At 49.5% G+C, this 11,206-nt stretch carries 11 protein-coding genes; all 11 read left to right on the plus strand.

Annotated elements, in window-relative coordinates; genetic code table 11:
• The first annotated feature begins 160 nt into the window (after positions 1-160).
• The 11 genes from rpoN (at position 161) to DWW91_RS03690 (ending at position 10,885) form a co-directional block, all read left to right on the plus strand.
• Positions 161-1,615 carry an RNA polymerase factor sigma-54 gene (gene rpoN, locus DWW91_RS03640; protein WP_009860130.1) on the plus strand — a complete coding sequence of 485 codons (1,455 nt, stop codon included), beginning with the start codon at positions 161-163 and terminating at the stop codon, positions 1,613-1,615.
• Positions 1,616-1,627: 12 nt separating this feature from the next.
• Positions 1,628-2,248: a phosphatase PAP2 family protein gene (locus DWW91_RS03645; protein ID WP_009860131.1), complete on the plus strand. Its 621-nt coding sequence runs from the start codon at positions 1,628-1,630 to the stop codon at positions 2,246-2,248.
• A 16-nt stretch (positions 2,249-2,264) separates the two neighbouring features.
• Complete coding sequence (gcvH, locus tag DWW91_RS03650; RefSeq protein WP_009860132.1) at positions 2,265-2,645, plus strand: glycine cleavage system protein GcvH; 381 nt, start codon at positions 2,265-2,267, stop codon at positions 2,643-2,645.
• A complete protein-coding gene (purE, locus tag DWW91_RS03655; RefSeq protein ID WP_122326979.1) occupies positions 2,646-3,152 on the plus strand; it encodes a 5-(carboxyamino)imidazole ribonucleotide mutase in 507 nt (168 codons plus the stop codon).
• Positions 3,153-3,337: 185 nt separating this feature from the next.
• Positions 3,338-5,176, plus strand: coding sequence for a 4-hydroxy-3-methylbut-2-en-1-yl diphosphate synthase (locus tag DWW91_RS03660; protein ID WP_122326980.1), 1,839 nt, complete (start codon positions 3,338-3,340; stop codon positions 5,174-5,176).
• Positions 5,177-5,215: 39 nt separating this feature from the next.
• Complete coding sequence (dut, locus tag DWW91_RS03665) at positions 5,216-5,650, plus strand: dUTP diphosphatase (RefSeq protein WP_028730301.1); 435 nt, start codon at positions 5,216-5,218, stop codon at positions 5,648-5,650.
• Positions 5,651-5,757: 107 nt separating this feature from the next.
• Positions 5,758-7,518, plus strand: coding sequence for a lipopolysaccharide assembly protein LapB (locus DWW91_RS03670; RefSeq protein ID WP_122326981.1), 1,761 nt, complete (start codon positions 5,758-5,760; stop codon positions 7,516-7,518).
• Positions 7,515-8,444, plus strand: a complete 930-nt coding sequence (locus DWW91_RS03675; protein ID WP_233584398.1) for a DUF4292 domain-containing protein — start codon at positions 7,515-7,517, stop codon at positions 8,442-8,444. Before DWW91_RS03670 ends, DWW91_RS03675 begins: the two co-directional genes overlap by 4 nt.
• A gap of 2 nt (positions 8,445-8,446) precedes the next feature.
• Complete coding sequence (locus DWW91_RS03680) at positions 8,447-9,745, plus strand: murein hydrolase activator EnvC (RefSeq protein ID WP_122326982.1); 1,299 nt, start codon at positions 8,447-8,449, stop codon at positions 9,743-9,745.
• A 56-nt stretch (positions 9,746-9,801) separates the two neighbouring features.
• Positions 9,802-10,332 carry a chromate transporter gene (locus tag DWW91_RS03685; protein WP_122326983.1) on the plus strand — a complete coding sequence of 177 codons (531 nt, stop codon included), beginning with the start codon at positions 9,802-9,804 and terminating at the stop codon, positions 10,330-10,332.
• A gap of 1 nt (position 10,333) precedes the next feature.
• Positions 10,334-10,885, plus strand: a complete 552-nt coding sequence (locus DWW91_RS03690; protein WP_009860140.1) for a chromate transporter — start codon at positions 10,334-10,336, stop codon at positions 10,883-10,885.
• The last annotated feature ends 321 nt before the right edge of the window (positions 10,886-11,206 follow it).

The raw sequence follows: 11,206 nt of genomic DNA on the forward strand, positions 1-11,206 counted from the left end.
TTTTTAAGGCATTTCAAGGAACTAATTCACGTCGAGACATGTTAATATTCACTGGAAATCGCCCGGAAGGCCGTTTCTTTAGAACAATTATGCTTTTAATCATAAGCGTGTTCAGCGTAAAAAGTTATATTTGCATGTTCTAATGTAGACGATTTTAAATATGTTGAAGCAACAGTTACAACAAAAGTTACAGCAAAAGCTATCTCCGCAGCAGATCCAGTTAATACGGCTTCTGGAACTTCCCGCTATCGAGCTGGAAGAACGAATCAAGCACGAACTGGAGGATAATCCTGCCCTGGAGGAAGGAAAGGATATTGCGGACGACTTTGAACGGACTGACGACGAGGGTGTTGATGATATAACTACAAACGAAACAGATACAGACCTCTCACTCGGAGACTATATGAGTGAAGACGATATCCCGGATTACAAGCTCCGCGAGATAAGCGAGAAAACCGACCGCAAGGAAGATATTCCTTTTTCCGTAAGCCAGTCATTGAACGAATATCTGCTGCAACAGCTCGGATTGCGTGACCTGCCGGAAAAGGAAATGAAGATTGCCGAATATATTATCGGAAATATAGACGACGACGGTTACTTGCGTCGCGAACTCTCCGCCATTGCCGACGACCTGGTTTTCCAGGCCGGACAGGACGTTAACGAGAAAGAAATAGAAGAGGTGCTCACCATCATACAGGATTTCGACCCCGCCGGAGTCGGAGCCCGCAACCTGCAGGAATGTTTATTGCTCCAACTCGACCGTAAAGAGTCGACGCCCGGAGTAAAGATGGCTATCCATATCCTCACGGAATATTTCGAGGAATTTACCCGCAAGCACTACGACAAGATCATGCGCGGCCTCAACATCAGCGAAGGCACGCTGAAAAAGGCTATTCACGAAATAATTGCTCTCGATCCTAAACCTTGCAGCAGTTGGGGTGGTTCTATGGAAGCAGCCATGAGCCAGGTCATTCCGGATTTCCTGGTCGAGGCGGTGAACGGCGAATTGATCCTGAGCATGAACAACCGGGATATTCCGGATCTGAAGATCAGCCGTGAATATGCGGAAATGTTTCAGGACTACACCGGCAATAAGGCCAACCAGACTTCCAAAATGCGTGAAGCAGTGCAGTTCGTAAAACAAAAGCTGGATTCCGCACAATGGTTTATCGACGCTATCAAACAGCGCCAGGAAACATTACAGCGTACGATGGAAGCCATCATCCTCCTGCAACGGGACTTTTTCCTGACGGGAGACGATGCGACCCTGCGCCCGATGATACTGAAAGACGTGGCCGAACGTGCGGGATACGACATATCGACCATTTCGAGGGTTAGCAACAGTAAATACGTGCAAACCAATTTCGGCATCTACCCCCTGAAGTTCTTCTTCTCCGAATCGATGCAAACCGACAGCGGCGAGGAAATATCCACCCGTGAGGTGAAGAAGATAATGAAAGAACACATAGACAGCGAGGATAAACGCAAACCGCTCACAGATGAGGAACTCACCACGATCCTCAAAGAGAAAGGTTATGTGATCGCCCGCCGCACAGTGGCCAAATACCGGGAACAACTAGACATTCCGGTTGCAAGGCTCAGAAAAGAAATATAAATTTGAAGCGTTATGAGATTGTTTTCAAATATAATATCCGGCATGTTCCACCCGTTACTAATGATAACGTATGGAGTCATTCTGGCATTGTCATTCACATACCTGGCGATCTACCCGCCCACCATGAAGTTGTTTCTGGTTGGCGGAGCCTTCCTGTCGACAGCCGTCGTTCCGGGAATTTTCATCTTTCTGATGGTCAAGAACGGGGCCGCCGGCGACCTGGAACTGACAGACCGCAAAGAACGGGTAGTTCCCTACCTGATCATCATCACCTCCATCATGGTCTGTATATTTTATATGTACAAGATGATGATCCCGTTCTGGTTCCTCTCGTTGCTGATGGGGGCCTGCGTAGCATTGCTCTTTTCCCTGTGCATTAACTTCTTCTGGAAGATCAGTGCCCATGCGCTGGGCATCGGAGGACTTCTCGGAGGAATCATGGGTGTTGCGCGCATCCACCTGATAAATCCTTACTGGGGATTCATTATCATACTGCTGGCAGCCGGGCTGGTCGGTACTTCACGTATCTTTTTAAAACGGCATACTCCTATGCAGGTATATGCCGGCTTTTGTCTCGGTTTTATATGTACCTTTGTAGCCTCATTATTGAGTTATATCTATTTATTCATCTAATAAAAACACTAAAGTTATGAACTTTCCTGCTGATTTAAAGTACACAAAAGATCACGAATGGATTCGTGTAGACGGCGAAGTTGCCTATATCGGTATCACTGACTATGCTCAGAGCGAATTAGGCGAAATCGTTTTTGTAGACATCACCACTGAAGGCGAAGTCGTTGCCAAAGAAGAAGTTTTCGGTACAATCGAAGCTGTAAAAACTGTTTCCGACCTGTTCATGCCGGTTAGCGGAGAAGTGATCCAGGCAAACTCCGAACTGGAAGACAAACCTGAACTGGTAAACGAAGATGTTTACGGAAACGGATGGTTGATCAAGATTTCCATGTCTGACCCTTCTGAACTGGACGACCTGCTGTCGGCTGCCGAATACGAACAACTGATCGCAAAATAAATGACACCGGTAGTAAGTATTATCATGGGCAGCACTTCCGACCTGCCCGTAATGGAAAAAGCAGCCAAGTTGCTGGACGAAATGGAGATTCCTTTCGAAATGCACGCCTTGTCTGCCCACCGTACTCCGGCTGAAGTGGAAGCCTTTGCCAAAGGAGCCAAAGACCGTGGTATTAAAGTTATTATCGCCGCAGCCGGTATGGCTGCACACCTGTGTGGCGTGATTGCATCCATGACTACCGTTCCGGTAATCGGTGTGCCTATCAACTCTACACTCGACGGTATGGACGCCCTGCTGGCTATCGTACAGATGCCTCCGGGAATTCCTGTTGCCACTGTCGGTATCAACGGAGCATTAAACGCCGGAATCCTGGCAGTCCAGATGCTTGCCGTAGGAGACGAACAACTCCAGGGCAAGCTGGCCGATTACAAGGAAAATCTGAAGAAAAAGATCGTAAAAGCCAACGAAGAGTTAGCGAAAGTATCTTTTAAATACAAAACTAATTAATCAGATTGTTGGAATATAGCCTGTTTTTAGCGACTGAAAGGTAACTTTTCCCCTCTTGAGAGGGGGCAGGGGGTGTGTTAAAGCCAGTAATAAGGCGAAAAGATAACACCCCCCTTATCCCCTCTCAAGAGGGGAAACAGATACCATCGGACGCTCCGGCCATGTTCCCCAAAACAAACTAGTAAATGGATTATTTTAATTACAGTCGCCGTAAATCATCTGTTGTCAATATAGGAAACACCCCGTTGGGTGGCGAGAACCCGATACGTATCCAATCCATGGCCAATGTATCCACCATGGACACCGAAGCCTCTGTCCGCCAGGCCATCCGCATGATCGAAGCCGGAGCCGAATATGTGCGTTTCACCGCACAGGGAGAACGCGAAGCCCGCAACCTGGGAGAGATCCGGAAAGAACTGAATGCCCAGGGATATACCACCCCACTCGTTGCCGACATACATTTCAACCCCAGAGCGGCCGATGCCGCCGCCGAAGTGGTGGAAAAAGTACGTATCAACCCCGGTAACTATGTTGACAAAATAAAAACATTTGACCTTCTGGAATACACCGACGAAGAATATGCCGCCGAATTGCAGAAGATACGCGACCGTTTTGTCCCTTTCCTCGACATTTGTAAAAAACACGGAACCGCCATCCGCATTGGCGTAAATCATGGTTCACTGTCCGACCGTATCATGAGCCGGTATGGTGATACCCCTGAAGGAATGGTTGCCTCCTGCATGGAATTTCTGCGTATCTGCCGGGACGAGAATTTCCCGGACGTGGTAATCTCCATCAAAGCATCCAACACGGTTGTCATGGTCCGCACCGTACGTCTGCTCGTCCGTACCATGGAGGCAGAAGACATGCACTACCCGCTCCACCTGGGAGTGACCGAAGCCGGTGACGGTGAAGACGGCCGCATTAAAAGTGCTGTCGGTATCGGCGCCCTGCTGACCGACGGAATAGGCGATACCATCCGCGTATCCCTCAGCGAAGACCCGGAAGCAGAAATACCGGTTGCCCGCAAACTGGTAAACTACATACTGGAACTCCGGGAGCACAGGCCGATTACCGCCCAGGCAGTTCCCGGATACGACCCGGTAACAGCCACACGCCGCATCAGCCGGGTAACGGAAGGCATCGGAGGCAATTTCCCTCCCGTTGTCATCTCCGACCGTAGCAACGGTGACTTCGAATTCGATTATTCTTCCCTGCCCGATTACATATACATCGGCAAAGAAGACCCGGACAATCTTCCCGACAACTTCCGCATGCTGGTAGATGCCCATTTCTGGAAAGAACGTCCGAATGCCTACCCTTACTTCATCGCTTCCGAAATAGAGGAGATGAAAGAATACAACTCTCCGCTGAAATTCATCCGCCTGACATACAATAACCTGACGGACAAGACGCTGGAGATACTGAAACAGGATAAAACAGCCGTGGCAGTCCTGAGTACCCACCACCGCAACGGTGTCGGATCGCAACGTGCAGCCATGCACAAATTACTGGCAGCCGGCTGCGATATCCCCGTCATCCTTCACCGCGACTATCACGAACCGGACAAAGAAGCCCTGCAACTCAAAGCTGCGGCCGACTTCGGCACCTTGCTGCTCGATGGTTTCGGCGACGGCATCATGCTGCATAATAACGATGAATGCGAAGCCCTGGTCACCGACAGTTACATGTTCGGCATCCTCCAGGCAACCCGTTCGCGCATCAGCAAAACAGAATATATCTCCTGCCCGAGTTGCGGACGTACGCTCTATGACCTGCAAACGACGATTGCCCGCATCAAAGAAGCCACTTCCCACCTGAAAGGATTGAAGATCGGCATCATGGGCTGTATCGTAAACGGTCCCGGCGAAATGGCTGATGCCGACTACGGTTATGTAGGTGCGGGACGCGGGCAGATCAGCCTCTACAAAGGCAAAGAATGCGTGCTGAAAAACATCCCCGAAGAAGATGCAGTAGAACGTTTAGTTCAGTTAATAAAAGAGAACGGTGACTGGCAGAACTGATATTTGTACTATCTTCGTCCCTCAAAATCAAGATATAATATGGAAGTAAAGATAATTAATAAATCACATCACCCACTGCCTGCCTATGCAACAGAATTGTCGGCAGGTATGGATATCCGTGCAAACCTGACAGAACCCGTAGTGCTGAAACCATTGGAACGTAAGCTGATCCCGACCGGATTATATATTGCCCTGCCCGAAGGTTACGAAGCACAGATGCGCCCCCGCAGCGGCCTGGCATTGAAACACGGTATCACTCTGTTGAATACGCCGGGAACGATCGATGCGGACTACCGTGGCGAGATCGGCGTTATCCTGGTCAATCTCTCTTCCGAACCGTTCACCGTGAACGACGGGGAGCGTATCTGCCAGATGGTAATCGCCACCTACAGCCAGATCGACTGGAAGCCGGTAGAGGTCCTGGACGATACGGAACGGGGAGCCGGAGGTTTCGGACATACGGGCAAGAAATAACCCCTCCTTTTGACGGAGGTCGTCACCCCTCGTTGACGGAAGCCGTCAGTTACCGTTGACGACTACCGTAACAAATCAGATTAAAATAAGAACATAGAATAAGATATATGTTGAAACAACTAATATACGGGATACTTTTTTCACTCCTCCTGCTGACGGGAATCAACCCCTTGCATGCAGAAGAGACCCGGAAAGACACTCCCACCAAGGCAAAAGAATTAAGTGAAGCCGAACAACGGAAATTCGACTATTTCTTTTTCGAAGGGCTGAACCTGAAAACAGCCGGAAAGTTCGATGCCGCTTTCGACGCTTTCAACCATTGCATGGCCATCGACTCGACGGCATCTCCTGTACTGTATGAACTTTCATCGTTCTATGTGCAGATGAACCGGCCGGAAAAGGCGGTCGAGATGTTGCAGCGTGCCGTAGCCAATAGTACGGACAACTTCACCTACCGGATGGCACTGGCTACTATCAGCCGCAACCTGGGTATGTACGGAGAAGCAGCCGAGGAATATGAGAAACTGGTAAAAGCCTTTCCCGGAAAACCGGAACTGAACTATTACCTGGCAGAAGCACTGACACAGGAAGGCGAAACCGGCAAGGCAATCGATGCCTACAACGCCCTCGAATCGTCCATCGGCATGAACGAGGCGCTCTCCATGCAGAAATACAAGCTCTACAACCAGCTGGAACAATCGGATGCCGCTTTCAACGAAATAGAAAAGCTGGCTATCAAATATCCGATGGAAGCCCGCTACCAAATCATCCTGGGTGACCTTCACCTGGAAAAGAACGACACGATAAAGGCCCGCGCCTACTACCAGAAAGCCCATGAGATCGACCCGGGTAACCCTTACTACATCGTCTCTATGGCCAACTACTACGAAGCGACCGGCAACAAGGATGCCGCCGAAACGCAGATACGCAACGCCCTGATCAATGAAAAACTCGACGTAGACACCAAAGTCGCCATCCTCTCCCGTTATATCCTGAAGTTGCAACAGACGAAGAAAGGGACGGACAGCGCCAACGCTTTGTTCCAGACATTGCTCGAACAACATCCGGAAGACACCGACCTGAAACAGATGTACGGCAGCCTGCTGATCACGCAGGGGAAAACGGATGAAGCCCGTTTCCAGTTCCAGCTTATCACAGAGATGGAGCCCGAAAACGCCGCTGCCTGGCAACAACTGCTGAATATGTCGCTGAAAGCCGAAGATATTCCCGAAGTGATCCGTATCTGTACCAAATGCCAGGAACTGTTCCCGGATGCACCCGAATATTATTTCTATCTGGGTATCGCTTATTACCAGCAGGAGAAATACCAGGAAGCCCTGAACACCTACTATGCAGGTATCAACATCATCCCGACGGATAATCCCCGGCTTAAATCCGATTTCTACGGACAGATCGGCGACATCTACTATCAGATGAAACAAATGGACCAGACATACAAGGCTTACGACGAAGCACTGAAATACAACGACAACAACATCGTCGTCCTCAACAACTACGCGTATTTCCTTTCCCTGGATAAAAAAGACCTGAAAAAGGCGGAACGCATGAGCGCCCAGTGCATCAAGCTCGAACCGGACAATGCGACCTATCTGGACACATACGCATGGATATTCTTCGTACAGGGCAACTACACCCTGGCCAAGATCTACATCGAAAGCGCCCTGGAGAAAGACACGACGAAAAGTTCGGAACTGGTAGACCATTACGGCGACATCCTGTATATGATAGGAGACAAGGACAAAGCCGTAGAACAATGGAAAAAGGCCCGCGAAATGGGTAAAGAAAGCGAAATACTCGACCGCAAGATCATAGAAGGCAAATATATCGAAGAGGAGGAAGCAAAATGAAAAGGATGACAACCCATGTCCCCGCGCCCGACGCGGGGCCACAGAAGAACCAACGGTTAAAGGCCGGCACCTTTGCGATCCCGTGTCAAGCACGGGAATGGGTAAGTCTGGCTTTTATCTTATTGATCATCCTGTTCTTGTCCGGCTGTAAAACATCAAAGAAAGTCGGGACGGTAGCCTCCGGCAGTGCCAAGGCTCACGACGAGTTTTTCGAGGCCATGGAAGAACATTCTTTTCAGTTCAATACGATGACGGCACGCCTGAATGCGGAACTGAAAACGGCCAAAAACAACATGAGTTCGCGTGTCGACCTGAAGATGGTCAGGGACAGCGCCTTCCAGCTATCCGTACAGCCATTCCTGGGGATCGAAGTTTTCCGCGCCGAATTTACCGTCGACAGCATAAAGGTAGTAGACCGCATGAACAAACGGTATGTCGCCGAACGTTATGCCGACCTGAAAGGCCAGACACCGATCGAATTTAACTTTTATAACCTCCAGGCACTGTTCACCAACCATATCTTCCTGCCCGGCAAACAGGAGATAGACCCCAAACAGTACAAACGTTTCAAACTGAACCAGGAAGGTTCGACTGCCGAGATCAAGGTCAAAGACACGATGGGACTGCTTTACACCTTCTTTGCCGACGGCGAAGAGAAGTTGCTTTCCACCTATATCACCGACCCGTCCGAGCAATATGCCCTGCAATGGGACTATTCCGATTTCCGCGTGGCGGAAGGACAGCCTTTCCCGATGCTGATGGACGTACAGGTCCTGGCAAACGGTTCGTCGCAGGGAGGCATCGCTTTCCGTTTCTCCCGCATCCAGACGAATGTTCCGGTTAATCTGGACTTTTCCATTCCGGCTAAGTATAAACGTATTACCTTTGCACAAATCATAAAATCAATCAGTAACAGCCAGCAATAAAAATGAAGTACATTTGGTTTGTCATATTCACGTTATCTGCCCTGACCGCCTTCGGACAGAAGTCCGCCCGGGTGAGACAGCTTGAAGAACAGCGAAAGAAAGCGCTGGCCGAGGTCGAAATGACAAACCAGTTACTGCAAGAGACGACGCAAACAGCCCAGAACACCCTCAACCGGCTGAATCTGCTCTCCCAGCAGATCCTTTCCCGTAAAAAGGTGATCAGCCTGCTCAACCAGGAACTAGGCGAACTGGATAACCAGATAACCGCTTCCCGCCGTGAGATCAATAAGCTGGAAAAAGAACTGGACGGTAAACGTGAGAACTACGGCAAGTCTATGCAAAGCATGTACAAACGCCGCAGTTCGCAGGATAAACTGCTCTTTATCCTCTCCGCCGATAATTTCGCACAATCCATGCGCCGTATGCGTTACCTGCGTGAATATGCCGACTGGCAGAAGCTCCAGGCCACCGAGATCATCGACAAACAAACCGAGATCACCCTCAAACAAAAAGAACTGGAAAAGACACGTTCCGAAAAGAACGCATTGCTGGGAACCCGCGAACAGGAGAGCCAAAAGCTCCAGACCGAGGAAACCAGCCAGAAAGCCGAAGTACAGCAACTCAACAAAAAACAAAAGCAGCTGAAAGAAGAACTCCGGAAGAAGCAGCAGCAAGCCAATGCCCTGAACCGTCAGATCGAAAAGCAGATTGCCGAAGAGATAGCCCGTGCCGAAGCCGAAGCTAAGGCCGCCCGCGAACGTGAACGCCGTGCCCGCGAAAAGGCCAAAGCAGAAGGAAAAGAGCCGGTCAAAGAGCCCGTACAGGAAGAACGCGTAGCCGATACCAAAGGCGGTTATGCCATGACACGCGCCGAAAAGAAACTGTCCGACGACTTCGCCGGCAACCGTGGCCGCCTGCCCTTCCCGGTAGCCGGACGTTATACGATCGTCGGAACCTTCGGCGAACAACAGCATCAGGAACTGAAATACGTACGCACCAACAACAGCGGTATCGACATTCAGACAAATCCCGGAGCCGAAGCCCGTGCCGTCTTCAATGGCGAAGTAACCCGTGTATTCGTAGTGCCCGGCTACAATAATTCCGTCATCATACGTCATGGTAATTACCTGACCGTATACAGCAACCTGAGCCAGGTCTATGTAAAGGCAGGCGATAAAGTCAGCACCCGTCAGACTATCGGAAAGATATTCACCGATACGGAGAGTGGCAATGCCACCATCCTTCATTTCCAGCTTTGGAAAGAAAAGACCAAGCTGAACCCGGCACCGTGGCTGGATTGATCCGTTAACTAAAAAAAGTTTCCTACCTTTGCCACTGACTTAAAAAAAAAATGACAATGTATTTGACACTCTTTCTTACTTTCCTGAAAATTGGTGTGGGGACGATAGGCGGTGGCTATGCAATGCTGCCATTGATACAACGGGAGGTAGTAGACCGCGGCTGGCTGTCGAAAGAAGATTTCATCGACCTTTTCTCCGTTGCCCAGTCGTTACCGGGTATCTTCGCCGTAAACATCTCCATCTTTGTCGGTTACAAGTTGAAAAAAAGTATGGGAAGTGTAGTTTGCGCACTCGGGACAATCCTGCCGTCTTTCCTGATTATCCTGCTGATCGCCACGTTTTTCACCCGCGTGCAGGACAATGAATGGGTTGAAAAGATATTCAAAGGCTTACGTCCCGCCGTCGTGGCGCTGATCGCCGTGCCTTGTATCACTACGGCACGTTCCATCAAACTGAGTTATCTCACGATGCTTATCCCTGTTGCAGCCGCGTTGCTGATCTGGATAGGAGGCGTTTCGCCGGTATGGATCATCCTGGTTGCCATTGCAGGCGGGTTGGTATATGGTTTAAAGATAAAGAAAAATTGATATGATCTGGTTACAGTTACTTTACGTTTACCTGAAGATCGGGATCTTCGGTTTCGGTGGCGGATATGCCATGCTCTCACTGATACAGGCAGATGTAGTGGACCGCTATAAATGGATATCCTTGCAAGAGTTCACGGACATTGTCGCAATCTCTCAGATGACACCCGGTCCGATCGGGATCAATAGTGCGACTTATATTGGTTATACGGCCATACATAATGCCGGATATTCTCCTTTTATGGCAGTCCTCGGTTCCTGTCTGACCACATTTGCCGTATGTTTGCCATCGTTCATACTGGTACTGGTCATCTCCTACTTTTTTGCCAAGTTCAAGAACAACAAATATGTCGTTGCCGCCTTTACGGGCTTACGTCCGGCCACAGTCGGACTGATCGCCGCCGCTGCACTCATGTTGATGAACAAAGAGAACTTCATCGACTACAAAAGTTTCCTGATCTTCGGTGCCGCCTTCATCCTTACCTGGAAGTTCAAGGTCCATCCGATACTGATGATTGCATTGGCCGGGGTTGCGGGGTTGATATTGTATTGGTAATTATAAATAGCTTTCAGATATCTCAGACCAGGGCAACCACACCCAAATAACTTGTTTCAGATCTTGTCAGAATTGAGCTATTTTCTTTAATGGGGTTTTGCCCCATGCCGCAGGCTCTCTTTTGCCGTCAGTTTCAACTGACGGATAGATAAACCTTCCGGTTTTACCGGATTCCTCTGTGGGTTTCAACCCCTTTTCCTGATATGTATAATGAAAGGGGATAAATCCCACAGAGGAAGAGGCTTTGCCTCCTGTATTTAGAACCGTTGGTTGAAACCAACGGCAAAATAGAGCCTGCGGCACGAGGCTCGCCTCGTTAAA

Source organism: Parabacteroides sp. AF17-3 (assembly GCF_003635445.1).
GTDB lineage: Bacteria > Bacteroidota > Bacteroidia > Bacteroidales > Tannerellaceae > Parabacteroides > Parabacteroides goldsteinii.

Bases quoted from the DNA above. Each gene is read 5' to 3' on its own strand.
- rpoN (WP_009860130.1), top strand. From the start codon at position 161: ATGTTGAAGCAACAGTTACAACAAAAGTTACAGCAAAAGCTATCTCCG.
- DWW91_RS03645 (WP_009860131.1), top strand. From the start codon at position 1,628: ATGAGATTGTTTTCAAATATAATATCCGGCATGTTCCACCCGTTACTA.
- gcvH (WP_009860132.1), top strand. From the start codon at position 2,265: ATGAACTTTCCTGCTGATTTAAAGTACACAAAAGATCACGAATGGATT.
- purE (WP_122326979.1), top strand. From the start codon at position 2,646: ATGACACCGGTAGTAAGTATTATCATGGGCAGCACTTCCGACCTGCCC.
- DWW91_RS03660 (WP_122326980.1), top strand. From the start codon at position 3,338: ATGGATTATTTTAATTACAGTCGCCGTAAATCATCTGTTGTCAATATA.
- dut (WP_028730301.1), top strand. From the start codon at position 5,216: ATGGAAGTAAAGATAATTAATAAATCACATCACCCACTGCCTGCCTAT.
- DWW91_RS03670 (WP_122326981.1), top strand. From the start codon at position 5,758: ATGTTGAAACAACTAATATACGGGATACTTTTTTCACTCCTCCTGCTG.
- DWW91_RS03675 (WP_233584398.1), top strand. From the start codon at position 7,515: ATGAAAAGGATGACAACCCATGTCCCCGCGCCCGACGCGGGGCCACAG.
- DWW91_RS03680 (WP_122326982.1), top strand. From the start codon at position 8,447: ATGAAGTACATTTGGTTTGTCATATTCACGTTATCTGCCCTGACCGCC.
- DWW91_RS03685 (WP_122326983.1), top strand. From the start codon at position 9,802: ATGTATTTGACACTCTTTCTTACTTTCCTGAAAATTGGTGTGGGGACG.
- DWW91_RS03690 (WP_009860140.1), top strand. From the start codon at position 10,334: ATGATCTGGTTACAGTTACTTTACGTTTACCTGAAGATCGGGATCTTC.